Here is a 25020-nt window from a genome sequence, read left to right on the forward strand (position 1 = left end):
CGCGAATACGCATGGCGTCTCTCCGTTGTCCGAATACCCGGTAAACACAACATTACCGGGTAAAATTTACCGTTTACTCCCCCGCCATTCGCTGATACTGCGCGAAACGCTGCTTCGCGTCCTGCTCGGTTTGCTCGAAGAGTTGATCCGCCAGTTCCGGCGCGGTGCGGCCCAGCGAGGCGTAACGCACTTCGCCCATCAGGAAGTCGCGGAAGCTCTCTTCGGGTTCGTCGGAGTCGAGAATAAACGGATTCTTGCCCTTCGCCATCAGCTGCGGGTTATAGCGCCACAGATGCCAGTAACCGGAATCCACCGCGCGTTTTGCTTCGCGCATACTGCATCCCATCCCGGCCTTCAGACCGTGGTTGATACAGGCCGCATAAGCGATAACCAGCGACGGGCCAGGCCACGCCTCTGCTTCGGCAATGGCCCGCAGCGTCTGGGCTTTATCCGCGCCCATCGCCACCTGCGCGACATACACATTGCCGTAGCTCACCGCCATCATGCCGAGATCCTTTTTGCGCGTCCGCTTGCCTTCGGCGGCGAACTTGGCAATCGCCGCAACCGGCGTCGATTTCGACGACTGACCACCGGTGTTGGAGTACACCTCGGTATCAAACACCAGGATATTCACATCCTCGCCGGAGGCCAGCACATGATCGAGGCCGCCAAAACCAATGTCATACGCCCAACCGTCGCCGCCAAAAATCCACTGCGAACGTTTAGCGAAATAGTCGCGGTTCTGGTACATGCGGTTCAGCAGCGGATCGTCGCCCTTCTCCTGCGCCAGCAGCGCGCTCAGTTGCTCGCCGCGCTCGCGCGTGCCTTCACCGCGATCTTTACTCTCCAGCCATTGCCGCAACGCCTGCTGTAACGCCTCGCTGTGCGGCGCAGCCAGTGCATCCATCGCATCACTGGCGAGTTGTTCACGTACCGCGCGCCCGCCAAGCATCATCCCCAGGCCAAACTCGGCGTTATCTTCAAACAACGAGTTAGCCCACGCCGGGCCTTGCCCTTTATGGTTGGTGGTCCACGGAATTGACGGCGCGCTGGCCCCCCAGATCGACGAACACCCCGTGGCATTCGCGATCATCATGCGATCGCCGAACAACTGCGTCACCAGCCGCGCATACGGGGTTTCGCCGCAGCCTGCGCAGGCACCGGAAAACTCCAGCAGCGGGGTTTCAAACTGGCTGCCTTTGACCGTGGTTTTGTTGAACGGATTGCTTTTCGGCGAGAGCGCCAGCGCATAATCCCACACCGGTTGCATCGCTAACTGGCTCTCCAGCGACTGCATCGTAAGGGCTTTCCCCTTCGCCGGGCAGATATCGGCACAGTTGCCGCAGCCGGAACAATCGAGCGGCGAAATGGCCAGATGATAGTCGTAATCCTTCGCCCCCTGCGCCGCTTTACTCAACAACGCTACCGGCGCCGCATCGCGCTCTTCCTGATTCAGCAGCGCCGGACGAACGGCGGCATGCGGGCAGATAAAGGCGCACTGATTGCACTGGGTACAGCCTTCGGGGTTCCACACCGGCACCTGCAAAGCAATGCCGCGTTTCTCCCACGCTGCGGTTCCCGTCGGGAATGTCCCGTCCTCCATACCGACAAAGGCGCTGACTGGCAGTTTGTCGCCATTCTGCCGGTTCATCGGTTCCAGAATGTCGCGGATAAAATCCGGCATCATCCGCGTCTCTTCCACCGCGTCATCTTCCAGCGTCGCCCAGCGTTCCGGCACCATCACTTCCTGGATGGCTTCCATCCCCAGATCAATGGCGGCATTGTTCATATCCACCACTTTTTGCCCTTTACTGCCGTAGGATTTCTCGACTGCCTGCTTCAGATAATCGGACGCCGCTTGCGGATCAATAATCCCCGCCAGTTTGAAGAATGCCGACTGCATCAGCATGTTAAAGCGCCCGCCCAGCCCCAGCTTACGGGCAATATCCACCGCATTGAGGGTGTAAAAACGGATCCCCTGACGGGCGATATAACGCTTCATACTGTTTGGTAGCCGCGCTTCCAGCTCCTCGCCAAACCAGGTACAGTTCAGCAGGAATGTGCCGCCAGGGTTCAGCCCCTCCAGCAGATCGTACTTGTCGACGTAGGATTGCTGCGAGCAGGCGATAAAATCCGCGCGGTGGATCAGGTATGGCGAGGTAATCGGCCGTTCGCCAAAACGCAGGTGCGAAACGGTAATGCCGCCGGATTTTTTCGAATCGTAGGCAAAGTAGGCCTGCGCATACATCGGCGTTTTATCACCGATGATCTTGATGGCGCTCTTGTTGGCGCTGACCGTACCGTCGGAACCCAGCCCCCAGAATTTACAGGCGGTGATCCCCTCGCGGGAAACGTGGACCTCATGAGAAGGCACCGGCAGCGACGTGTGCGTGACATCGTCGAAAATCCCCACTGTAAAACCATCTTTCGGCAGCGGTTTTTTCAGGTTCTCAAACACCGAGACAATATGCCCCGGCAGCACATCTTTACCACCCAGCGCATAGCGCCCGCCGACAATCAGCGGCGCGTCATGCTGGTGATAAAACGCATTTTTCACATCCAGGCACAGCGGTTCCGCCTGCGCGCCCGGCTCTTTGGTGCGATCGAGCACCGCGATGCGTTTGACGCTTTTCGGGATTTTGGCAAAGAAGTGCGACAGCGAAAAAGGCCGGAACAGATGCACCGTTACCAGGCCCACTTTTTCACCGCTGTCGATTAGCGCATCCACCACTTCGGAAATGGTGTCGCATACCGACCCCATCGCCACAATGATCTGTTCGGCATCGTCTGCACCGTAGTAATCAAACAGGTGGTATTCACGACCGGTCAGGCGATAGATCTCCGCCATATAGTTTTCGACGATTTCCGGCAGCACATCGTAGTAGCGGTTGGCGGCTTCCCGCTCCTGAAAATAGATATCGGGGTTTTGCGCGGTACCGCGAATCACCGGATGATCCGGGTTCAGGGCGTTACGGCGAAAGCGGTTCAGCGCGTCGGTATCCAGCAACGGCGCCAGATCGTCATACTCCAGCACTTCAATTTTCTGGATCTCGTGAGAAGTACGAAAACCATCAAAGAAGTTAATAAAAGGTACGCGGCCTTTAATGGCGGAGAGGTGCGCTACCGCCGAGAGATCCATCACCTGCTGAACGTTGCTCTCCGCCAGCATCGCGCAGCCGCTCTGGCGAACCGCCATCACATCCTGATGATCGCCGAAAATGTTCAGCGAGTTGGTTGCCAGCGCGCGGGCGCTGACGTGAAACACGCCGGGCAGCAGCTCACCGGCGATTTTGTACAGATTGGGGATCATTAACAGCAGCCCCTGCGAAGCGGTATAGGTGGTGGTCAGCGCCCCGGCCTGCAACGCACCGTGTACGGCACCGGCTGCACCCGCTTCTGACTGCATCTCCATTAAACGCACCGGCTGGCCAAACAGGTTTTTCTTGCCGTCAGCCGCCCACTGATCGACGTTTTCCGCCATCGGCGTTGAGGGGGTAATGGGGTAAATCGCGGCGACATCAGTAAAGGCATACGAAATCCATGCCGCTGCCGCGTTGCCATCCATTGTTTTCATCTTTCCGGACATTGCTCATTCCTCGACTGTAAGAGGTCATCTCCCTGACGCCGTTGCACAGCCTGTGCCAGCTCATTTATCCCTTTATAAACAATGCATTAAAGCTAACCGCAACAAAATGGTTGCATGAAACAAGACAGTGGACGCGACATCCTGTTGAACTGCCGACAAAGTGTCGCACGCCGTGGGTTGTACCCCGACGTACAGAAACGATGTGCGGAATTGTTCTGTTTCGAACAATTGGTAAGGCGATTGTTTACTCTTTGTCCCTCCTCTTGCGACAGCGAAAACATCAATGCTTTTAAAATCAATAAATTAAATGAAATGGCACGGCTGGTATGTTCCCTGCACAACAGAGTGAGGCAATCGCCACTCACACAACCAACAGGAGAAACACCATGACCATGCGTCAATGCGCCATTTACGGCAAAGGTGGTATCGGTAAATCCACCACCACGCAAAACCTGGTCGCCGCTCTGGCGGAGATGGGCAAGAAAGTAATGATCGTCGGCTGCGACCCGAAAGCAGACTCCACCCGTCTGATCCTGCACGCGAAAGCGCAGAACACCATTATGGAGATGGCGGCTGAAGTCGGCTCCGTGGAAGACCTGGAACTGGAAGATGTGCTGCAAATCGGTTACGGCGACGTGCGTTGCGCAGAATCCGGCGGCCCGGAACCAGGCGTTGGCTGTGCCGGTCGCGGGGTGATTACCGCTATCAACTTCCTGGAAGAAGAAGGCGCCTATGTTCCCGACCTCGATTTCGTCTTTTACGACGTGCTGGGCGACGTGGTGTGCGGTGGGTTCGCCATGCCGATTCGCGAAAACAAAGCGCAGGAGATCTACATCGTCTGCTCCGGCGAAATGATGGCGATGTACGCTGCCAACAACATCTCTAAAGGCATCGTGAAATACGCCAAATCCGGCAAAGTGCGCCTTGGCGGGCTGATCTGTAACTCCCGTCAGACAGACCGTGAAGATGAGCTGATCATGGCGCTGGCAGAAAAACTCGGCACCCAGATGATCCACTTCGTTCCGCGCGACAACATTGTACAGCGCGCTGAAATCCGCCGTATGACGGTGATTGAGTACGATCCGAAGTGCAACCAGGCCAACGAATACCGCTCGCTGGCGAACAAGATCGTCAACAACACCAAAATGGTGGTGCCAACGCCCATCACCATGGACGAACTGGAAGAGTTGTTGATGGAGTTCGGCATTATGGATGTGGAAGACGCCAGCATTATCGGTAAAACCGCCGCAGAAGAAAACGCGGTTTGATGCACGCCCGCCAACAGGAAGACAACTATGAGCAATGCAACAGGCGAACGTAATCTGGAGATCATCCAGGAAGTGCTGGAGATCTTTCCGGAAAAAACGCGCAAAGAACGCAGAAAGCACATGATGGTGAGCGACCCGGAGATGGAAAGCGTCGGGAAATGCATCATCTCCAACCGTAAGTCGCAGCCCGGCGTGATGACCGTGCGCGGTTGCTCTTACGCCGGTTCTAAAGGGGTGGTATTCGGGCCGATCAAAGATATGGCCCATATCTCCCACGGCCCGATCGGCTGCGGTCAGTATTCCCGCGCCGGGCGGCGTAACTACTACACCGGCGTCAGCGGTGTGGATAGCTTCGGTACGCTCAACTTCACCTCCGATTTTCAGGAGCGCGATATCGTGTTTGGCGGCGATAAAAAGCTGGCCAAACTGATTGAAGAGATGGAGACGCTGTTCCCGCTGACCAAAGGGATCTCCATTCAGTCCGAATGCCCGGTCGGCCTGATTGGCGACGACATTGAAGCCGTTGCCAACGCCAGCCGCAAAGCCATCAATAAACCGGTCATTCCGGTGCGCTGCGAAGGCTTTCGCGGCGTTTCCCAGTCACTCGGTCACCACATTGCCAACGACGTGATCCGCGACTGGGTACTGGATAACCGCGAAGGCAAGCCGTTTGAGGCCGGTCCTTATGACGTGGCGATCATCGGCGATTACAACATCGGCGGCGATGCCTGGGCTTCGCGCATTTTGCTCGAAGAGATGGGCCTGCGCGTGGTAGCGCAGTGGTCCGGCGACGGCACGCTGGTTGAGATGGAGAACACGCCGTTCGTCAAACTCAACCTTGTGCACTGCTACCGCTCGATGAACTACATCTCCCGCCATATGGAGGAGAAACACGGTATTCCGTGGATGGAGTACAACTTCTTCGGCCCGACCAAAGTCGCCGAGTCGTTGCGCAAAATCGCCGATATGTTTGATGACACCATTCGCGCCAACGCTGAAGCGGTGATCGCCAAATATCAGGCGCAGAACGACGCCATCATCGCCAAATACCGTCCGCGCCTGGAAGGCCGCAAAGTGCTGCTGTATATGGGCGGTTTACGTCCTCGCCATGTGATTGGCGCTTATGAAGATCTGGGGATGGAAATTATCGCTGCGGGTTATGAATTCGCCCACAACGATGACTACGACCGCACCCTGCCGGATCTGAAAGAAGGCACCTTGCTGTTCGACGATGCCAGCAGTTATGAACTGGAAGCCTTTGTTAAAGCGCTGAAGCCGGATCTGATCGGCTCCGGTATTAAAGAGAAGTACATCTTCCAGAAAATGGGCGTGCCGTTTCGTCAGATGCACTCCTGGGATTACTCCGGCCCCTATCACGGTTATGACGGCTTTGCCATCTTCGCCCGCGATATGGATATGACGATCAACAACCCCGCGTGGGGCCAGTTGACCGCGCCGTGGCTGAAATCCGCCTGATTTTAATCCTGCTATCCCGTCTGTTCACCGATTTGTGGCGCGGGAGGAGAACACCATGAGCCAAAGTGCTGAGAAAATTCAAAACTGTCATCCGCTGTTTGAACAGGATGCGTACCAGATGCTGTTTAAAGATAAACGGCAACTGGAAGAGGCCCACGATCCGGCGCGCGTGCAGGAGGTCTTTCAATGGACCACCACCGCAGAGTATGAAGCGCTTAACTTTCAACGCGAAGCGCTGACCATCGATCCGGCCAAGGCCTGCCAGCCGCTGGGCGCGGTACTGTGCTCGCTGGGCTTTGCCAATACCCTGCCGTATGTTCACGGCTCCCAGGGGTGCGTGGCCTATTTCCGCACCTATTTTAACCGTCACTTTAAAGAGCCGATTGCCTGTGTTTCTGACTCGATGACGGAAGATGCGGCAGTATTCGGCGGCAACAACAACCTGAACACCGGGTTGCAGAACGCCAGCGCTCTTTACAAGCCGGAAATCATTGCCGTCTCCACCACCTGTATGGCGGAGGTCATCGGCGACGACCTGCAGGCGTTTATTGCTAACGCCAAAAAAGACGGCTTTATCGACGCGGCGATCCCGGTGCCTTACGCGCATACGCCAAGCTTTATCGGCAGCCATGTCACCGGCTGGGACAATATGTTTGAGGGCTTTGCCCGTACCTTTACCGCCGATTACAGCGGGCAGCCGGGCAAGTTACCGCGTATCAATCTGGTCAGCGGATTTGAAACCTATCTCGGCAATTTCCGCGTGCTGAAACGCATGATGGAGCAAATGGAGGTGCCGTGTAGTCTGCTCTCCGATCCCTCCGAAGTGCTGGATACCCCGGCAGACGGGCATTACCACATGTACGCTGGCGGCACGACACAGCAGGAGATGCGCGAAGCGCCTGACGCTATCGACACCCTGCTGCTGCAACCCTGGCAACTGGTGAAAACCAAAAAAGTGGTGCAGGAAAGCTGGAACCAGCCCGCGACCGAAGTGCAAATCCCGATGGGGCTGGCCGGAACCGACGAGCTGCTGATGACGGTAAGCCAGTTAACCGGCAAAGCCATTCCGGATAGCTTAGCGCTGGAACGCGGTCGGCTGGTGGACATGATGCTCGACTCCCACACCTGGCTACACGGCAAGAAATTCGGCCTGTTCGGCGACCCGGATTTTGTCATGGGGCTGACCCGCTTCCTGCTGGAACTGGGCTGCGAACCGACGGTGATTCTGTGCCATAACGGCAGCAAACGCTGGCAGAAAGCGATGAAGAAAATGCTTGAAGCCTCGCCGTACGGGAAAGAGAGCGAAGTCTTTATCAACTGCGATCTGTGGCATTTCCGCTCGCTGATGTTTACCCGTCAGCCGGACTTTATGATCGGCAACTCCTACGCCAAGTTTATCCAGCGCGATACGCTGGCGAAGGGTGAGCAGTTTGAAGTGCCGCTGATCCGCCTCGGGTTCCCGCTGTTCGATCGCCACCATCTGCACCGCCAGACCACCTGGGGTTACGAAGGGGCTATGAGTATCCTCACCACGCTGGTTAATGCGGTGCTGGAGAAAGTCGACAGAGAGACTATCAAGCTCGGCAAAACCGACTACAGCTTCGATCTTATCCGTTAACCATCACAGCCCCGCCTTGCGCGGGGCTCAGGGAGGCACTATGCCGGTCGTTACTATTCGCCAGCGCGGCGCGGATCTCTACTGCTATATCGCCAAACAGGATCTGGAAGCGAAAATCCTGGACGTTGAGCACGACACCCCGGAACGCTGGGGCGGTGCGATTTCTCTTGAGGGCGGTCGCCGCTATTACGTCAATCTGCAACCGGGACGGCCCTCATTTCCCATTAGCCTGCGCGCCACCCGCGACGCCCTGGTATAAGGAGATGCGCTATGTCCGACAACGATACCCTTTTCTGGCGAATGCTGGCGTTGTTCCAGGCGCTGCCGGAACTGCAACCCGCGCAAATCATGGCGTGGCTGACCGGCGACTGCGATGAGGCGCTGACGCCGGAGCTGTTGGCCTCGCTGGATCAACGCCATCTGGAGCAGCGCTTTCCTCATGAGGACGCATTAATGTCCGCCGGGCGCTGGGCACGGGTAAACGCATGCCTGAAAGGCGATCTGCCCGCCCACCTGCGCGTGATCGACCACACGGCGCGTCGCCCGCAGCTAATTGTCGCCTTCTGCTCGCAGGATGGGCTGGCAATCAACGGTCATTTCGGCCAGGGGCGGCTGTTTTTTATTTATGCCTTTGATGATCAGGGTGGCTGGCTGTATGACTTACGTCGTTACGCCGCCAGCCCGCAGGACAAAGAGCCCAACGAGAGCCGCGCGCAACTGCTCGGCGATTGCCATCTGCTGTTTTGCGAAGCGATTGGCGGCCCCGCCGCTGCCCGCCTGATCCGCCACAATATCCATCCGATGAAAGTCACCCCAGGCCAGACCATTACCTCGCAGTGCGACGCCATTAAAACGCTACTCAACGGGCAACTGCCGCCGTGGCTGGCAAAACGCCTTGAGCGCGCCAACCCGCTGGAAGAACGGGTGTTCTGAATCAATCCCCTTCGGGGGATTTTTTTTGCGTGAACATTGCGCCAATTGTCTGCTTTGTTGCAAAACCGACACTTTTTTTCTCTTAAAAATCAATCACTCATTACTGGCTCGCGAATTGCACCTTCTGCTACAACCCAACCAGATGATGAGGTGAAGATGAAGGGGAACGAGATCCTGGCTTTGCTCGATGAACCTGCCTGCGAGCACAACCACAAACAGAAATCCGGCTGCAGTGCGCCGAAACCCGGCGCGACGGCGGGCGGTTGCGCCTTTGACGGTGCGCAGATCACCCTGCTGCCACTCTCCGATGTTGCCCACCTGGTGCACGGCCCCATTGGTTGTACCGGTAGCTCATGGGATAACCGTGGCAGCTTCAGTTCTGGCCCGACGATCAACCGGCTGGGTTTTACCACCGATCTGAGCGAACAGGATGTAATCATGGGGCGCGGCGAGCGCCGCCTGTTCCATGCTGTGCGCCACATCGTCAACCGCTACCACCCGGCCGCCGTCTTTATCTATAACACCTGCGTACCGGCGATGGAGGGCGACGATATCGAAGCCGTCTGCCAGGCGGCAGAAACCGCCACCGGCGTACCGGTGATTGCCGTTGATGTCGCCGGGTTTTACGGCAGCAAAAATCTCGGCAACCGGCTGGCCGGTGAAGTGATGGTGAAAAAGGTCATTGGCGGGCGTGAACCTGCGCCGTGGCCGGAAGATACGCCGTTTGCCCCGGCGCATCGCCACGATATCGGGCTGATTGGCGAATTCAATATTGCCGGGGAGTTCTGGCACATCCAGCCGCTGCTTGATGAGTTGGGCATTCGCGTGCTCGGCAGCCTCTCCGGCGACGGGCGCTTCAGTGAGATCCAGACGCTACACCGGGCGCAGGTCAATATGCTGGTCTGCTCCAGGGCGCTGATCAATGTCGCCCGCTCGCTGGAGCAGCGCTACGGCACGCCGTGGTTTGAAGGCAGCTTTTATGGTGTTCGCGCCACGTCCGACGCCCTACGTCAACTGGCGGCGCTGACCGGAGACCGCGATCTGATGCAGCGTACCGAACAGCTTATTGCCCGTGAAGAACAACGAACAGAGCAGGCGCTGGCCCCGCTGCGTGAACGCCTGCGCGGGCGCAAAGCGCTGCTCTATACCGGCGGCGTGAAATCCTGGTCGGTGGTCTCGGCGCTTCAGGATCTGGGCATGGAAGTGGTGGCGACCGGTACGCGCAAATCCACCGAAGAGGATAAACAGCGCATCCGCGAACTGATGGGGACCGACGCGCTGATGCTTGATGAAGGCAACGCCCGCTCGCTGCTGGACGTGGTTTACCGCTACCAGGCGGACATGATGATCGCCGGGGGACGCAATATGTATACCGCCTACAAAGCGCGGCTGCCGTTCCTCGATATCAATCAGGAGCGCGAGCACGCCTTTGCCGGTTACCGCGGCATTGTCACGCTGGCCGAACAGCTCTGCCTGACCATGGAAAGCCCGGTCTGGCCGCAAACCCATTCCCGCGCACCGTGGCAATAAGGAGCCCGCAATGGCAGAAATTATCCGTAGTAAAAAGCCGCTGGCCGTCAGTCCGGTAAAAAGCGGCCAGCCGCTGGGCGCGATTCTGGCGAGCATGGGCTTTGAACAGAGCATTCCGCTGGTTCATGGCGCTCAGGGGTGCAGCGCCTTCGCGAAGGTCTTTTTTATCCAGCATTTTCACGATCCGATCCCGCTGCAATCGACGGCAATGGACCCAACCTCCACCATTATGGGCGCCGATGAGAACATCTTTACCGCGCTGAATGTGTTGTGCTCGCGCAACAACCCGAAAGCGATTGTTCTGCTGAGCACCGGCCTTTCTGAGGCGCAGGGTAGCGATATTTCGCGCGTGGTGCGCCAGTTCCGCGATGAATTCCCGCGCCATAAAGGGGTGGCGCTGCTGACCGTTAACACGCCGGATTTTTACGGCAGCCTGGAAAACGGCTACAGCGCGGTGCTGGAGAGCATGGTTGAACAGTGGGTGCCGGAAAAACCGCAGCCGGGCGTGCGCAATCGCCGCGTGAACCTGCTGCTCAGCCATTTGCTGACGCCGGGCGACGTCGAGCTGCTGCGCAGTTATGTCGAGGCATTTGGCCTGCAACCGGTGATTGTACCGGATCTCTCCCAGTCGCTGGACGGCCATCTCGCCAGCGGGGATTTCTCGCCGATTACCCAGGGCGGCAGCAGCCTGCGGCTGATTGAACAGATGGGACAGAGCCTTGGCACCTTCGCTATTGGCGTTTCCCTCTCCCGCGCCGCACAGTTACTGGCGCAGCGCAGCCATGCGGAGGTCGTGACGTTGCCGCACCTGATGACCATGAGCCAGTGCGATACGTTTATTCATCAACTGAAGCGCCTCTCCGGGCGCGATGTTCCGGCGTGGATCGAGCGCCAGCGCGGGCAATTGCAGGATGCGATGATCGATTGCCATATGTGGTTACAGGGCGCGCCTGTCGCGCTGGCCGCCGAGGGCGATCTGCTCGCCGCCTGGTGCGATTTCGCCCGCGATATGGGCATGGTTCCCGGCCCGGTGGTGGCGCCGGTGAGCCAGAAAGGGTTGCAGGATCTGCCGGTCGAAAAAGTGATCATCGGCGATCTGGAGGATATGCAGGATCTGCTGTGCGAAACGCCTGCATCGCTGCTGGTGTCCAATTCTCATGCCGTTGATTTGGCCAGCCAGTTCAACATTCCGCTGGTGCGCGCCGGTTTCCCCCTGTTTGACCGTCTGGGCGAATTTCGCCGCGTGCGCCAGGGTTACGCCGGGATGCGCGACACCTTGTTTGAGCTGGCGAATGCGCTGCGCGATCGCCACCATCATCTTGCCGCTTATCACTCGCCGCTGCGCCAGCGTTTTTACGAACCCGCATCTTCGGGAGGTGACTATGCAACATGTTAGCCGACAATTCAGCACCATTTGCGACAGTGAATGGTCGATGAGAGTGGCCTTTGCCAGTTCCGATTACCACCATGTCGATCAGCATTTCGGCGCCACGCCGCGGCTGGTGGTGTACGGTGTCAAAGAGGATGACGTCACCCTGCTGCGGGTGGTGGATTTCTCGGTACTGCCCGGCCATCAGCAGGAGAAACTGACCAGCCGGATTAACGCGCTGGAGGATTGCGTGACGCTCTACTGCGTGGCGATCGGCGAGGCGGTTTTTCGCCAGCTTTTACAGGTCGGCGTGCGCGCGGTGCGCGTTCCGGCAGATACAACGATTGTCGGGCTGTTGCAGGAAATCCAACACTACTGGTACGACAAAGAGCAGCGAAGAAGTGCGCGCAGCCGCAATACCGATCGCTTTGCCGGGCTGCTGCTGGAAGATGAGTGGCAGGAAGAAGATGAGCGCTGATGCCTTTTCTGTGTCAGCTCTGTGACAAAGCCAACATAAAACTGCGACATAGTTCGCGGTTTTATGTCAGGCGTCAAAATCATCTCGTTGAAATATAAAGACTTCATCTTCTGGTACTGCTTTTGCTTCAACGATATTACCCGCTGTTGATTGACGCGGTGTAATGCGCTCCGGCGCGTTCCGTCATACATACTGGGAGCCAAAAGCATGTGGAATTACTCCGAGAAAGTGAAAGATCATTTTTTTAATCCCCGTAACGCCCGGGTGGTGGAAAACGCCAACGCCGTGGGTGATGTGGGATCGTTAAGCTGTGGCGATGCGTTACGGCTGATGCTGCGAGTGGATCCGCAAGATGAAACCATTCTTGAGGCCGGGTTTCAGACCTTTGGCTGCGGCAGCGCAATTGCCTCTTCTTCCGCCTTAACGGAACTGATTATCGGCCGCACACTGGCGCAGGCCGAACAGGTCACCAACCAACAAATTGCCGATTATCTTGACGGTTTACCGCCGCAAAAAATGCACTGCTCGGTCATGGGCCAGGAAGCGCTGCGCGCTGCCATCGCCAACTACCGCGGCGAAACGCTGGAAGATGACCACGAAGAAGGCGCATTGATTTGTAAGTGCTTTGGCGTGGATGAAGGACAGATTCGCCGCGCGGTGCTGAGCAACGGGCTGACCACGCTGGAAGAGGTGATCAACTACACCAAAGCAGGCGGCGGCTGTACTTCGTGTCATGAAAAAATCGAACTGGCGCTGGCGGATATTCTCGCGCAGCACCCGCAGGTCGCCGCGCCGGTTGCGACAACCAAAGATCCGCACTGGCAGGAAGTGGTTGATGCCATCACTGAACTGCGCCCGCATATTCAGGCCGATGGCGGCGATATGGCGCTGCTCAGCGTGGCAAATCATAAAGTCACGGTCAGCCTCTCCGGCAGTTGTAGCGGCTGCATGATGACCGACATGACGCTCGCCTGGTTACAGCAAAAACTGATGGAACGCACCGGCTGTTATATGGAAGTCGTGGCCGCTGAAGCCGCAGCGTATTAACAGAGGGGGAAAAACATGAAACAGGTTTATCTGGATAACAACGCCACCACGCGAATCGATCCAATGGTGCTGGAAGCGATGATGCCCTTTCTGACCGAGCATTATGGCAACCCCTCTTCGATTCATGATTTCGGCACGCCTTCCCGTGCGGCCCTTGAGCGCGCGCACCAGCAGGTTGCTGCCCTGCTTGGCGCCGATCATGCCAGCGAGATTATTTTCACCTCCTGCGCGACCGAAGCCACGTCAACCGCGCTGCACGCCTGCGTGGAACTGATGCCGGAGCGCCGGGAAATCATCACCACCGCGGTCGAGCACCCGGCCACGCTCGCCGTTTGCGAACACCTGGAGCGCCAGGGTTACCTGATCCACCGCATTGGTGTGAATAGCGACGGCGCGCTGGATATGGAGCAGTACCGCCAGGCGCTCAGCTCCCGGGTGGCGGTGGTCAGCGTGATGTGGGCGAACAACGAAACCGGCGTACTGTTTCCGGTAATTGAAATGGCGGCCATGGCGCAGGAACACGGCGCGCTGTTCCACTGCGATGCGGTACAGGTAGTCGGTAAAATTCCGCTGGATATTGGCCGCACGCAGATCGATATGCTCTCCTGCTCGGCGCACAAACTGCACGGACCGAAAGGTGTCGGCTGCCTCTATCTGCGGCGCGGAACGCGTTTTCGTCCGCTGTTGCGCGGCGGTCATCAGGAGCGCGGACGCCGCGCAGGGACGGAAAACATCGCCGGGATTGTCGGCATGGGCACAGCCTGCGAACTGGCGCAGATCCATCTGCCCGGTGCCGCCTCGCTGGCGCAACTGCGCGATCGACTGCAGGAAGGGCTTATCGCGCAGGTGCCTTCCGTGATGGTGATGGGCGGCAACCAGCCGCGCGTACCAGGCACCACCAATCTGGCGTTTGAGTTTATCGAAGGGGAAGCCATTTTATTGCTGCTGAACCAGGCGGGAATTGCGGCGTCGAGCGGCAGCGCCTGTACCTCCGGTTCGCTGGAGCCTTCGCATGTCATGCGAGCGATGAACATTCCTTACACCGCCGCGCACGGCAGTATTCGTTTCTCGCTGTCACGCTACACGCGTGAAAAAGAGATCGACTACGTGATCGACACCCTGCCAACGATTATTGCCCGCCTGCGGATGCTCTCGCCCTACTGGCAGGAGGGAAAACCCGGGGCGGCTGAATCGGCATTTGCGCCGTTATACGGCTAAGGCGGCGAGCATGAATGTGCTTATCAACGACACCACCCTGCGCGACGGCGAACAGAGCCCGGGTGTCGCATTTCTCGCCAGTGAGAAAGTCGCCATCGCCGAGGCGCTGTTTGCGGCGGGCATTACCGCGCTCGAAGTCGGCACGCCCGCGATGGGCGACGAGGAGCGCCAGCGCATTTTGCAGGTGCGCCGGCATTTGCCCGCTGCAACGCTGATGTCCTGGTGTCGGATGAACCGCGACGAGATCCACCAGAGCGCGGATCTCGGTATGGACTGGGTGGATATCTCCCTGCCCGCTTCGGATAAGCTGCGCCAGTACAAGCTTCGCGAACCGCTGCCGCAGTTGCTCGATAAACTGGGCTCGCTGATTGCACAAGCGCGGACGCTGGGCATGCAGGTCTGTGTCGGTTGTGAGGATGCCTCACGCGCCAGCGATCAGACGCTGAACCAGATTGCCGATATCGCCCGCGAGGCGGGCGCGAAACGGCTGCGTTTCGCTGACACTCTCGGCCTGCTCGATCCCTTTACCACCACCACCCGCATTCAGGCGCTTGGCGAATACTGGCCGGGCGAAATCGAAATGCACGCGCACAACGATCTGGGGCTGGCGACCGCCAATACGCTGGCGGCGGTACGCGCCGGAGCCACCAGCGTCAACACAACCGTACTCGGGCTGGGCGAACGCGCAGGCAATGCCGCACTGGAAACCGTTGCGCTGAGCCTGAGCCGCTGCCTGCAACGGGATTGCGGCGTTGATTTTACGCGCCTGCCGTCCCTGTGCCAGACCGTGGCTGACGCGACACAGCGGGCAATTGACCCGCAGCAACCGCTGGTCGGTGCGCAGGTGTTCACCCATGAATCCGGCGTTCATGTCGCCGCGCTGCTGCGCGATCGCGAAAGCTATCAGGCGATTGATCCGGCGCTGATGGGGCGCGAGTACCGGCTGGTGCTGGGCAAACACTCCGGTCGCCAGGCGGTGGATGGCGTCTTCGCCCGCATGGGGTATCACCTCGATACCCTGCAAATCGATCTGCTGCTGCCGGCGATCCGCCGCTTTGCCGAGCGCTGGAAACGCACGCCGAAAGAGGATGAGCTGGTGGCACTTTACGATGCGCTGTGTGGGGAATCCGCACACTTTGCGAGGGGCTGACGATGGAGTGGTTTTATCAAATCCCCGGCGTGGATGAACTTGATACCGCCGAGTCTTTTTTTGAATTCTTCAGCGTGCCGTATGATCCGCTGGTGCTGCGCCACTGCTGTCTGCCGGTGCTGCGGGAGTTTCACCAGCGGCTGCGGCAAAACGTACCGCTGCGCAATATGCTTGAAGAGGCGCCCCGCGCCCCGTGGCTGCTGGCGCGCCGGTTGCTGACGGAGAGCTATCAGCACTACCTTCCGGAGCGTACCCCATGAGACAAAAATTCGATTTTGGCGAAGAGGTGCGCGTTACCCGCGCCATTCGCAATGACGGCACCATGCGCGGCTTTGCGCGCGGCGACCTGCTGGTTCGTCGCGGCAGTACCGGTTTTGTCCGGGAATGGGGCACATTTTTGATGGATCAGATTATCTATCAGGTACATTTTCTCGATGATGATTTGGTGGTTGGCTGCCGCGAGCAGGAGCTACTGCCGCTTTCTGTGCCGTGGCACGCCGGGCAGTTTCAGTATGGCGATCGGGTTGCCTGCCGCCACGCGCTGTCGGTAAATGGCGAAGTGGTGGTCGCCGCCGGAGAGCATGGCCGTATTGAAGGAACAGACCAGGGCGAAGGCGGAGAGAGTTACACCGTCACGTTTTCCGGACGCTGGTTCCAGGTGCCCGCCAGCGCCATGATCCTGCTGGAGGCTGACGCATGACGCCGTGGCAACGCTTCGCCCGACGGCGGCTGGCGATAACGCGCTGGCAGTGCGAACCGGAACACATTCCTGCCGATCAACAAACCGCGTTTGACGATGCCTTCACCCGCCAGTGTCAACTGGAACAGGCGGTGGTGGAAGTTGCCGCCAGTGCCCCCCTGCCGGATAGCGTGCTGCAGAGTGTCGCAACCTCGCTGGCAAGCTGGCTGGATGGCGGGCATTTTTCTGCTGACGAACGGCAGACGGTGGTCCGGCATCATGCCCGCATGGAGTGGCAGTTCGCCGAGATTGCCGGGCGCGCCCCGCTGCCGGACGATTTACAGGTGCTGGCCTGGTATCAGCAACATCAGGCGCAGTTTATGCGCCCGCCGCAGCGGCTGACATCTCACCTGTTGCTGACGGTCGATAACGACGATGCCGCAGTGCAGCGCCAGATCCGCCGTTTTCATCAGGATATTAGTGTCTCGCGTCAGGACTTTGCCCGGCTGGCGCAGCGCTACTCCCACTGCCCCAGCGCGCTGGAAGGCGGACGTCTGGGCTGGATAAGCCAGGGGTTGCTCTATCCCGAACTCGACGCCGCGCTGTTTGCGCTGGCGGAAAATGGCCTCAGCGTACCTATCGAAACCCGCCTCGGCTGGCATCTGTTATGGTGCGAAGCGATCCGTGACGCCGCGCCAATGCCGCAGGCGGAAGCGCTGGAAAAAGCACGAAGCTATTTGGTTCGTCAAAACCAACAGCAGTACCAGCGCCAGTGGCTGGCAGCGTTAACCCGCAGCGTGATGGCGGATTAATTTCACCTTTAGTACAGCAATGCCGGATGGCGGCTGTGCCTTATTCCGGCCAACGATTGTGCCAACAGGGTTCCAGGCCTGATAAACGTAAGTGCCATCAGGCATTTGGCCGGGTAAACACAGTGTTACCCGGCCATATCACTTACAAAAACACCGGCTTAAGCGTTTCCAGCCAGGCATCCAGGCGCTCGTCGGTCAGGTCATACTGATTGTCCTGATCGATCACTAAGCCGACAAATTTATCCGCTTCCAGCGCCGACGAGGCATTGAATTCATAGCCTTCATTCGGCCAGTGGCCGACAATCTGCGCACCGCTGTTTTTCAGCGCGTCATACAGCGGGCGCAGGCCGCTGACAAAGTTATCCGGGTAGCCCACCTGGTCGCCAAGACCAAACAGCGCGACGGTTTTGCCGCTCAGGCTGTTGCTATCAAGCTGGGCGACAAACTCTCCCCATGACGCCTCCTCACAGCCCGCATCCAGCCCTGGCAGTTGCCCGTCGCCGAGCGTCGGCGTCCCCAGCAGCAGTACCGGATAAGAAAGAAACCTGTCGAGATCGGTACGGTTGATATTCACCGGCGCATCGGCCGCCGCACCCAGTTTTTGGTGGATCATTTTGGCAATCTTGCGGGTTTTGCCCGTATCGGTACCGAAAAAAATTCCAATGTTAGCCATAGCGTGCTCCTGTGAGAAAAAGTATGAATCCGCCCTGAACAGGCGGCTATCACCGGAGATATTGCGAAGGCTGTGCCAGTTTTTTGCCGTGCAATAACTGCACCGTATTGGTCAGTTATGCACCAGGGCGGCGCTTCTTTATCCGCCCGATTATACGGCGCCGCGCACAGCCAGAGGGCAAAAGGCTAAAAATCGGCGGCAAACAGGGATCTGGATCAATCTTACGGCGAGTAATGCGGGCCAAAGGCGCACCCTTTGCATGGTTAATGAGCGTCCGTTTATGTTCGGACGAAAGTCGACAGGTGGCACAAATTGTCATAACTGCGACATTCCCATGTTGACCACAGGAGTTTGTGATGACCCTGAATATGATGATGGACGCCGCCGCGCCCGCCGAGATCGCCGGGGCGCTCTCACAACAGCATCCCGGGTTGTTTTTCACCATGGTTGAACAGGCGCCCGTCGCGATTTCACTGACCGATGCCGATGCCCACATTCTCTACGCCAACCCCGCGTTTTGCCGCCAGTCGGGGTATGAACTGGAAGAGTTGTTGCAGCAAAATCCGCGCCTGCTTGCCAGTAAGCAGACGCCGCGTGAAATCTACCAGGATATGTGGCACACCCTGCTGCAACACCGTCCGTGGCGCGGGCAGCTGATCAACCGTCGCCGCGACGGCAGCCTGTTTCTGGTGGAGATCGACATTACCCCACTGTTTAATGCGTTCGGCAAACTCGAACATTACCTGGCCATGCAGCGCGACATCAGCACCAGCTACGCGCTGGAACAACGGCTGCGCAATCATATGACGCTGACCGAAGCCGTCTTGAATAACATTCCGGCGGCGGTTGTGGTGGTGGATGAACGCGATCAGGTGGTGATGGATAACCTCGCCTACAAAACCTTTTGCGCCGATTGCGGCGGTAAAGAACTGCTCACCGAACTCAATTTTTCCGCCCATAAGGCGGAGCTGGCGCAGGGCCTGGTGCTGCCGGTAGCGCTGCGCGGCACCGTGCGCTGGTTGTCCGTTACCTGCTGGGCGCTGCCGGGCGTCAGTGAAGAAGCAGGCCGCTACTTTATTGATAGCGCCGTGCCGCGCACGCTGGTGGTGATCACCGACAATACCCAGCAGCAGCAACAACAGGAACAGGGGCGTCTTGATCGTCTGAAGCAGCAGATAACCAGCGGTAAATTGCTGGCGGCGATCCGCGAATCGCTGGACGCCGCGCTGGTGCAACTCAATTGTCCAATTAATATGCTGGCCGCCGCACGTCGCTTAAATGGCGACGATCACAGCAATCTGGCGCTGGATGCCGCCTGGCGTGAAGGTGAAGAAGCGATGGCGCGGCTGCAACGCTGCCGTCCGTCGCTGGAGCTGGAAAGCCCGGCGGTCTGGCCGCTCCAGCCGTTCCTTGACGATCTGCGCGCCCTGTATCACACCCGCTATAACCAGGGCGAAAACCTGCAAATTGAGCTGGAATCCCCCGATCTGGTGGGCTTTGGCCAACGAACACAACTGCTTGCCTGCCTGAGCCTGTGGCTCGACAGAACCCTGGATATTGCCGCGGAGCTACGTGATTTCACGGTACAGACTCAGCTTTACGCCCGCGAAGAGAGCGGCTGGCTGTCGTTCTATTTAAACGACAATGTGCCGCTGATTCAGGTGCGCTATACCCATTCCCCCGATGCGCTCAATGCGCCCGGTAAAGGCATGGAGCTGCGGCTGATCCAGACGCTGGTCGCCCACCATCGCGGCGCAATAGAACTGACCTCCCGCCCTCAGGGAGGCACCTGCCTGACCCTGCGTTTCCCGTTATTTCACTCACTGACCGGAGGCTCACTATGACTCAGCGAACCGAGTCGGGTACAACCGTCTGGCGCTTTGACCTCTCCCAGCAGTTCACCGCCATGCAGCGTATCAGCGTGGTGTTAAGCCGGGCGACGGAGGTCGGGCAGACGCTACAGGAAGTGCTGTGCGTGCTGCACAACGATGCCTTTATGCAGCACGGGATGATCTGTCTGTACGACAGCCAGCAAGCGATCCTTACCATTGAAGCCTTGCAGGAGGCCGATCAGCAGTTAATTCCCGGCAGTTCGCAGATTCGCTACCGTCCAGGCGAAGGGCTGGTGGGCACGGTGCTGTCACAGGGACAATCGCTGGTGCTGCCCTGTGTCTCCGACGATCAGCGTTTTCTCGATCGCCTGGGATTGTATGATTACAGCCTGCCGTTTATCGCCGTGCCACTGATGGGACCAAACTCGCAGCCTATCGGCGTGCTGGCCGCCCAGCCGATGGCCCGCTACGAGGAGCGGCTACCCGCCTGCACGCGTTTTCTGGAAACCGTCGCCAATCTGGTGGCGCAAACCGTTCGCCTGATGACGCCGCCCAGCGTCGCTCCCTCACCCCGTGCTGCTGCCGCGCAGATTGCCAGCCAGCGCGGATGCGCGTCGTCGCGAGCGTTTGGCTTTGAAAACATGGTCGGTAAAAGCGCGGCTATGCGTCAGACGCTGGAAATTATTCGCCAGGTATCACGCTGGGACACCACCGTGCTGGTGCGTGGCGAAAGCGGAACCGGTAAGGAGCTGATAGCCAATGCTATCCACCACAATTCACCGCGCGCCGCCGCGCCGTTTGTCAAATTCAACTGCGCAGCGCTGCCCGATACGCTGCTGGAGAGTGAACTCTTCGGCCATGAAAAAGGCGCATTTACCGGCGCAGTGCGCCAGCGTAAAGGCCGCTTCGAACTGGCGGATGGCGGTACGCTGTTTCTTGATGAGATCGGCGAAAGTAGCGCCTCGTTTCAGGCGAAATTGCTGCGTATCTTGCAGGAAGGCGAAATGGAACGCGTCGGCGGAGACGAAACGCTGCTGGTGAATGTACGGATCATTGCCGCCACTAACCGTAATCTGGAAGAGGAAGTGCGGCTGGGGAATTTTCGCGAAGATCTCTACTATCGCCTCAATGTGATGCCCATCTCCCTGCCCCCGCTCCGCGAGCGCCAGGAGGATATTGCCGAGCTGGCGCATTTTCTGGTGCGCAAAATCGCGCAAAACCAGAACCGCACGCTGCGCATCAGCGATGGAGCGATCCGTTTGTTGATGAGCTATAGCTGGCCTGGAAACGTGCGTGAACTGGAAAACTGCCTTGAGCGCTCGGCAGTCATGTCGGAAAGCGGGCTAATCGATCGCGACGTGATTTTGTTTCACCACCGGGAAAATCTGCCAAAACCGCCGCAGCCCAGCGCACCGCGCGAAGAGAGCTGGCTCGATCAGAACCTCGATGAGCGACAAAGATTGATTGCCGCGCTGGAGAAAGCCGGTTGGGTACAGGCAAAAGCCGCGCGCCTGCTGGGAATGACCCCACGCCAGGTGGCCTATCGTATTCAGACGATGGATATTACCATGCCGAGAATGTAGCGCAGGTTTTTGTGACATTCGGCACATTGTCAGCCAAACGCCACAAACTCGACAAACAAACGACGACACGGTGAATTTAAAACATTAATTTTCAGTAAGTTACATTAACAACAAGCGGTACAGGTTTTGCAGCAGGAGGTTATGACCACACAACCAAGGTACGCCCATGACTTCCTGCTTATCCGCCGCTGGTGGTTCACGCTGTCACTCCGGGCAGCGCGAACCTTTATCTGATGTCGTTGCCGGTAAGGTGGCGTCGCACCCCTGCTACTCGCAAAACGGTCATCACCGCTATGCCCGTATGCATCTGCCGGTCGCGCCTGCCTGTAACCTGCAATGTAACTACTGCAACCGCAAATTTGATTGCAGTAATGAATCGCGCCCCGGTGTCTCGTCATCCCTGCTGACGCCGGAACAGGCGGTAGCCAAAGTACGCCATGTAGCCGCCGCGATCCCGCAATTGTCCGTGGTTGGTATCGCCGGGCCTGGCGACCCGCTGGCCAACATTCAACGCACATTCACCACTCTGGAAATGGTGCGCGAACGGCTCCCCGACCTGAAACTTTGCCTCTCAACCAACGGGCTGATGCTACCGGATGCGGTAGAGAGACTGGTAAATGTTGGCGTTGACCATGTCACGGTGACGATCAATACGCTGGATGCCGATATCGCGGCGCAAATCTACGCATGGCTGTGGCTGGACGGTGAACGTTACAGCGGGCGTGAAGCCGGTGAGATCCTGATTGCCCGCCAACTTGAAGGCGTGCGTCGCCTGACGGCGAAAGGCGTACTGGTGAAGATCAACTCGGTATTGATCCCTGGCATCAACGATGGCGTCCTGAGCGATGTCAGCCGTGAACTGCGTGCCAGCGGCGCCTTTATTCACAATATTATGCCGCTGATCGCCCGCCCGGAGCACGGTACGGTATTCGGCCTGAACGGGCAGCCGGAACCAGATGCGCAGATGATAGCCCAGGTGCGCGAGCGTTGCGGCGAGCTGATGCCGCAGATGACGCACTGCCAGCAGTGCCGCGCTGATGCGATTGGCATGCTCGGTGAAGATCGCAGCCAGCAGTTTGCCCTGACGCCGGTTGAAGAGTCTCCGCAGCCGTGGTTGCCAACGCTTTACCGCCGGGCGCAGTTGCATGCCAGCATTGCCACGCGCGGTGAATCGGAAGAGCCGGATGCCTGCCTGGTGGCGGTCGCCTCCACGCGTGGCGATGCGATTGATTGCCACTTTGGTCATGCCGATCGCTTTCGCATTTACAGCCTGTCGGCAGCGGGCGCGGTACTGGTCAATGAGCGCTTTACGCCGAAATTTTGTCAGGGAAGCGACAACTGCGAACCGCAGGACAGCGACGCGCGGATGGCCGCAGTTCTCGATCTGCTGGCCGATGTGAAAGCGGTGTTTTGCGCCCGTATCGGCTACGCGCCGTGGCAAAAACTGGAAGCGCGCGGCATTCAACCCTGCGTCGATCACGCCTGGCAACCGGTTAACGAGGCGCTGACCGGCTGGTGGCAGCAGTGGCGGAAAAATGCGCAGTCCGATCCTGCGTCACGGGGGGTGGCATGATGCCTGTTCACGACTGGCTGCGGCGTTTGCTGTGGCTTTATGCACACGGAGAAGGCTGTTATCCGCTGATGATGGGCTTGCGGGCGACCGAATGGGATGCCCTGCAGGCGCAGTTCGATCCTCCCACGCAGCCGATGCCTGCCGATTGTTTGCTGCGGCAAAAGCTGATGAGCGAGCTGAATGCCACCCGCAGCGACGAACAGCAACAACTGGCGCAGTGGCTGGCGGGCTATATGGCGCCAGGCGCGGCGCCGATGCACAACATTATCGCCAGTGTTTCGCTGGCGTTTAACCACCTGTGGCAGGATCTGGGGCTAAGCTCGCGTCAGGAATTGCGCGAATTAATGAGTGACTGTTTTCCTCTGCTGGTAGAAATGAACAGCGAAAATATGCGCTGGAAAAAGTTTTTTTATCGTCAGCGCTGCCTGCATTCTGCTGGCGAGCTTATTTGTCGTTCCCCAAGTTGCGACGCCTGCTGCGAACGCGCATTCTGTTTTGCCCCTTCCTGAAAATATTTCACGCGGCCCGCTAACCTTAAGTGAAACGGGCCACTGCTGCCGTGCATTTCTTATTTGTTGCCCTATATTTTTTAACATTGAAGGTGAAATATCCCGCAACAATCACAGGGATCATGTAGCCGTGATGTTACTGTTACTTATATAGTGCATAACGAAGATAAGAAGTACGCAGGCGCGCGAGGTGGCAAATGTACTCTTTTGTAGCCAGACAGGCGATTTTTGATAACCAATTGAATACTGTTGGTTACGAACTGCTCTTCAGGGACAGTATGGATAACCGATTCCCGGATGTTTCCGCCGAGCAGGCCACTACCCAGTTGATTGAAGAGCAATTTCTTAGCGCTCCGCTGGGGCGTAAAAACGACAACAGTACCGTATATGTCAATTTCCCCTATCAGTTACTGGTTCAGGGGCTGGCGGAAACCCTGCCAAAGAACCGCGTGGTGATTGAAATACTCGAAGATGCCGACCCGGATCGCTCATTGCTGGAAGTGGTAAAACGTATGCACACCCTGGGCTTTCGCATCGCGCTGGATGACTTCATTCCCGGTAACGAATGGGATGCCTTTATTCCGTATATCGACGTGATTAAATTTGATATAAGGAGAAGCCCGCGCGAGGAAATCGGTCACTATATTCGCACTAACCGCGAATCGTTGCGTCATGCCGTATTACTGGCAGAGAAAGTTGAAACCTATGATGAGTTTGAATCCTATAAAAAATTGGGCTTTCATCTTTTTCAGGGTTATTTTTTCAGCAAGCCGGTGGTCACCAAACGGAATAAACTGGTACAGAACCAGGCATTTGCCCTGAAATTAATGCAGGAAGTGAACGTTGAATCGCCAAATCTTAATAAAATTGAAGAGCTGTTAAAACGCGATGTCACGTTGTCGTTTAAAATTATGCGCTATGCGCAAAATATCCTTTATAACACCCGTGGCGTGAGCGGTTTTCGTAGCCAGTCGCTGCGCGATATTGTTGTTTATCTTGGCATTAATGAAATGCGCCGCTTTGTATTGATGGCCTGTCTGACCTCCTTCGACAACGTGACCAATACGGAGATTTATTATCTGAGTCTGATTCGCGCTAAATTCTGCGAACTGGTTGCAGAACGGACTTCCGCCGCCAGTCTCAGCAATGATGCCTTTATGGTCGGTCTGTTTTCATTGCTGGATGTGATCCTCGGCCTGCCGCTCGAAGAGTTAATGGGGCAAATCGCCGTGTCACCGGAGGTTGCAACCGCGCTGGAAAATGAGAGCGGTAGGCTCTATCCGTTTGTGCAGCTCGCGCGTCTTTTCGAGCTGAGAAGATGGGAAGAAGCCAGCGATATCAGCCACGAAATCGGCCTGCCCAATTCCGCCGTCGCAGAGTTAATGAACCAGGCGACAAAATGGGCAGATGAACTGCCATTAAGCCTGTCGCATTAATTTTTACCCCCATTTTTCAGTGTGCGGAAAATAATCTCTTTCTGCACGATTAGCGCATGTAAAACATTATTTCAATCCTCACAAATACAAATCATTTACATTATTAACAGCCAAAATGGTTTTATCCTAAATTACGCGTTGCGATGTGGGCTTTTGCACAATTACCTCAGTAAATTGTGATATTGATCAGATAAATAAATCAATAAAATCTTAAAAGCTGCCGTTATTAATACTATCTCCCTTTACACAG

21 protein-coding genes are annotated in these 25020 nt (G+C 57.5%); 19 read left to right on the plus strand and 2 right to left on the minus strand.

Features of this window, described 5'->3' with window-relative positions; translation table 11 throughout:
- Positions 1-73: 73 nt before the first annotated feature.
- Positions 74-3586: a pyruvate:ferredoxin (flavodoxin) oxidoreductase gene (gene nifJ, locus CWM66_RS01025; protein ID WP_107146144.1), complete on the minus strand. Its 3513-nt coding sequence runs from the start codon at positions 3584-3586 to the stop codon at positions 74-76.
- A 386-nt stretch (positions 3587-3972) separates the two neighbouring features.
- Here nifJ and nifH point away from each other — a divergent pair, with 386 nt between their 5' ends.
- From nifH to nifM, 14 genes are all read left to right on the plus strand, one after another.
- Positions 3973-4854: a nitrogenase iron protein gene (gene nifH / locus CWM66_RS01030; RefSeq protein WP_035885754.1), complete on the plus strand. Its 882-nt coding sequence runs from the start codon at positions 3973-3975 to the stop codon at positions 4852-4854.
- A gap of 27 nt (positions 4855-4881) precedes the next feature.
- A complete protein-coding gene (nifD, locus tag CWM66_RS01035) occupies positions 4882-6330 on the plus strand; it encodes a nitrogenase molybdenum-iron protein alpha chain (protein ID WP_007374973.1) in 1449 nt (482 codons plus the stop codon).
- A gap of 55 nt (positions 6331-6385) precedes the next feature.
- Positions 6386-7948 (plus strand): nitrogenase molybdenum-iron protein subunit beta, encoded by a 1563-nt coding sequence (gene nifK, locus CWM66_RS01040; RefSeq protein WP_007374972.1) that lies wholly within the window; start codon positions 6386-6388, stop codon positions 7946-7948.
- A gap of 40 nt (positions 7949-7988) precedes the next feature.
- Entirely contained in the window at positions 7989-8207 is a 219-nt protein-coding gene (gene nifT / locus CWM66_RS01045) for a putative nitrogen fixation protein NifT (RefSeq protein WP_007374971.1), read from the plus strand.
- 11 nt (positions 8208-8218) lie between these two features.
- Positions 8219-8881, plus strand: a complete 663-nt coding sequence (locus CWM66_RS01050) for a NifB/NifX family molybdenum-iron cluster-binding protein (RefSeq protein ID WP_035885755.1) — start codon at positions 8219-8221, stop codon at positions 8879-8881.
- A gap of 156 nt (positions 8882-9037) precedes the next feature.
- Positions 9038-10411 carry a nitrogenase iron-molybdenum cofactor biosynthesis protein NifE gene (gene nifE, locus CWM66_RS01055; RefSeq protein ID WP_007374969.1) on the plus strand — a complete coding sequence of 458 codons (1374 nt, stop codon included), beginning with the start codon at positions 9038-9040 and terminating at the stop codon, positions 10409-10411.
- Positions 10412-10421: 10 nt separating this feature from the next.
- Complete coding sequence (nifN, locus tag CWM66_RS01060) at positions 10422-11807, plus strand: nitrogenase iron-molybdenum cofactor biosynthesis protein NifN (RefSeq protein ID WP_007374968.1); 1386 nt, start codon at positions 10422-10424, stop codon at positions 11805-11807.
- A complete protein-coding gene (locus tag CWM66_RS01065; RefSeq protein ID WP_007374967.1) occupies positions 11794-12258 on the plus strand; it encodes a NifB/NifX family molybdenum-iron cluster-binding protein in 465 nt (154 codons plus the stop codon). Before nifN ends, CWM66_RS01065 begins: the two co-directional genes overlap by 14 nt.
- Before the next feature lie 207 nt (positions 12259-12465).
- A complete protein-coding gene (gene nifU / locus CWM66_RS01070; RefSeq protein WP_007374966.1) occupies positions 12466-13305 on the plus strand; it encodes a Fe-S cluster assembly protein NifU in 840 nt (279 codons plus the stop codon).
- 15 nt (positions 13306-13320) lie between these two features.
- Positions 13321-14523 carry a cysteine desulfurase NifS gene (nifS, locus tag CWM66_RS01075; protein ID WP_007374965.1) on the plus strand — a complete coding sequence of 401 codons (1203 nt, stop codon included), beginning with the start codon at positions 13321-13323 and terminating at the stop codon, positions 14521-14523.
- Between the two features lie 10 nt (positions 14524-14533).
- A complete protein-coding gene (gene nifV / locus CWM66_RS01080) occupies positions 14534-15673 on the plus strand; it encodes a homocitrate synthase (RefSeq protein ID WP_035885757.1) in 1140 nt (379 codons plus the stop codon).
- 2 nt (positions 15674-15675) lie between these two features.
- On the plus strand, positions 15676-15933 hold the full coding sequence (locus CWM66_RS01085) for a nitrogenase-stabilizing/protective protein NifW (RefSeq protein ID WP_007374963.1): 258 nt from the start codon (positions 15676-15678) through the stop codon (positions 15931-15933).
- Complete coding sequence (locus CWM66_RS01090; RefSeq protein WP_007374962.1) at positions 15930-16373, plus strand: nitrogen fixation protein NifZ; 444 nt, start codon at positions 15930-15932, stop codon at positions 16371-16373. Before CWM66_RS01085 ends, CWM66_RS01090 begins: the two co-directional genes overlap by 4 nt.
- On the plus strand, positions 16370-17164 hold the full coding sequence (nifM, locus tag CWM66_RS01095; RefSeq protein WP_035885759.1) for a nitrogen fixation protein NifM: 795 nt from the start codon (positions 16370-16372) through the stop codon (positions 17162-17164). The genes CWM66_RS01090 and nifM overlap by 4 nt, the downstream gene beginning before the upstream one ends.
- A 142-nt stretch (positions 17165-17306) precedes the next feature.
- On the opposite strand, the gene CWM66_RS01100 is transcribed toward nifM, so the two are convergent.
- Positions 17307-17837 (minus strand): flavodoxin, encoded by a 531-nt coding sequence (locus CWM66_RS01100; RefSeq protein ID WP_035885760.1) that lies wholly within the window; start codon positions 17835-17837, stop codon positions 17307-17309.
- 356 nt (positions 17838-18193) lie between these two features.
- Here CWM66_RS01100 and nifL point away from each other — a divergent pair, with 356 nt between their 5' ends.
- The 5 genes from nifL to CWM66_RS01125 all read left to right on the plus strand — a co-directional run bounded on the left by nifL (position 18194) and on the right by CWM66_RS01125 (position 24770).
- Complete coding sequence (nifL, locus tag CWM66_RS01105; protein WP_107146145.1) at positions 18194-19681, plus strand: nitrogen fixation negative regulator NifL; 1488 nt, start codon at positions 18194-18196, stop codon at positions 19679-19681.
- Positions 19678-21252: a nif-specific transcriptional activator NifA gene (gene nifA, locus CWM66_RS01110; RefSeq protein WP_007374958.1), complete on the plus strand. Its 1575-nt coding sequence runs from the start codon at positions 19678-19680 to the stop codon at positions 21250-21252. The genes nifL and nifA overlap by 4 nt, the downstream gene beginning before the upstream one ends.
- A 166-nt stretch (positions 21253-21418) precedes the next feature.
- Positions 21419-22825 (plus strand): nitrogenase cofactor biosynthesis protein NifB, encoded by a 1407-nt coding sequence (nifB, locus tag CWM66_RS01115; protein WP_107146146.1) that lies wholly within the window; start codon positions 21419-21421, stop codon positions 22823-22825.
- On the plus strand, positions 22822-23334 hold the full coding sequence (locus CWM66_RS01120) for a nitrogen fixation protein NifQ (protein ID WP_172825171.1): 513 nt from the start codon (positions 22822-22824) through the stop codon (positions 23332-23334). The genes nifB and CWM66_RS01120 overlap by 4 nt, the downstream gene beginning before the upstream one ends.
- Positions 23335-23531: 197 nt before the next feature.
- Positions 23532-24770 (plus strand): EAL and HDOD domain-containing protein, encoded by a 1239-nt coding sequence (locus CWM66_RS01125; RefSeq protein WP_007374955.1) that lies wholly within the window; start codon positions 23532-23534, stop codon positions 24768-24770.
- Positions 24771-25020 lie beyond the last annotated feature (250 nt).

Origin of the sequence: Kosakonia sp. H7A, from assembly GCF_003028445.1 — a bacterium.
In the GTDB taxonomy this organism is placed as follows: Bacteria; Pseudomonadota; Gammaproteobacteria; order Enterobacterales; family Enterobacteriaceae; genus Kosakonia; species Kosakonia radicincitans.

Bases quoted from the DNA above. Each gene is read 5' to 3' on its own strand.
- nifJ (WP_107146144.1), bottom strand. From the start codon at position 3,586: ATGTCCGGAAAGATGAAAACAATGGATGGCAACGCGGCAGCGGCATGG.
- nifH (WP_035885754.1), top strand. From the start codon at position 3,973: ATGACCATGCGTCAATGCGCCATTTACGGCAAAGGTGGTATCGGTAAA.
- nifD (WP_007374973.1), top strand. From the start codon at position 4,882: ATGAGCAATGCAACAGGCGAACGTAATCTGGAGATCATCCAGGAAGTG.
- nifK (WP_007374972.1), top strand. From the start codon at position 6,386: ATGAGCCAAAGTGCTGAGAAAATTCAAAACTGTCATCCGCTGTTTGAA.
- nifT (WP_007374971.1), top strand. From the start codon at position 7,989: ATGCCGGTCGTTACTATTCGCCAGCGCGGCGCGGATCTCTACTGCTAT.
- CWM66_RS01050 (WP_035885755.1), top strand. From the start codon at position 8,219: ATGTCCGACAACGATACCCTTTTCTGGCGAATGCTGGCGTTGTTCCAG.
- nifE (WP_007374969.1), top strand. From the start codon at position 9,038: ATGAAGGGGAACGAGATCCTGGCTTTGCTCGATGAACCTGCCTGCGAG.
- nifN (WP_007374968.1), top strand. From the start codon at position 10,422: ATGGCAGAAATTATCCGTAGTAAAAAGCCGCTGGCCGTCAGTCCGGTA.
- CWM66_RS01065 (WP_007374967.1), top strand. From the start codon at position 11,794: ATGCAACATGTTAGCCGACAATTCAGCACCATTTGCGACAGTGAATGG.
- nifU (WP_007374966.1), top strand. From the start codon at position 12,466: ATGTGGAATTACTCCGAGAAAGTGAAAGATCATTTTTTTAATCCCCGT.
- nifS (WP_007374965.1), top strand. From the start codon at position 13,321: ATGAAACAGGTTTATCTGGATAACAACGCCACCACGCGAATCGATCCA.
- nifV (WP_035885757.1), top strand. From the start codon at position 14,534: ATGAATGTGCTTATCAACGACACCACCCTGCGCGACGGCGAACAGAGC.
- CWM66_RS01085 (WP_007374963.1), top strand. From the start codon at position 15,676: ATGGAGTGGTTTTATCAAATCCCCGGCGTGGATGAACTTGATACCGCC.
- CWM66_RS01090 (WP_007374962.1), top strand. From the start codon at position 15,930: ATGAGACAAAAATTCGATTTTGGCGAAGAGGTGCGCGTTACCCGCGCC.
- nifM (WP_035885759.1), top strand. From the start codon at position 16,370: ATGACGCCGTGGCAACGCTTCGCCCGACGGCGGCTGGCGATAACGCGC.
- CWM66_RS01100 (WP_035885760.1), bottom strand. From the start codon at position 17,837: ATGGCTAACATTGGAATTTTTTTCGGTACCGATACGGGCAAAACCCGC.
- nifL (WP_107146145.1), top strand. From the start codon at position 18,194: ATGACCCTGAATATGATGATGGACGCCGCCGCGCCCGCCGAGATCGCC.
- nifA (WP_007374958.1), top strand. From the start codon at position 19,678: ATGACTCAGCGAACCGAGTCGGGTACAACCGTCTGGCGCTTTGACCTC.
- nifB (WP_107146146.1), top strand. From the start codon at position 21,419: ATGACTTCCTGCTTATCCGCCGCTGGTGGTTCACGCTGTCACTCCGGG.
- CWM66_RS01120 (WP_172825171.1), top strand. From the start codon at position 22,822: ATGATGCCTGTTCACGACTGGCTGCGGCGTTTGCTGTGGCTTTATGCA.
- CWM66_RS01125 (WP_007374955.1), top strand. From the start codon at position 23,532: ATGTACTCTTTTGTAGCCAGACAGGCGATTTTTGATAACCAATTGAAT.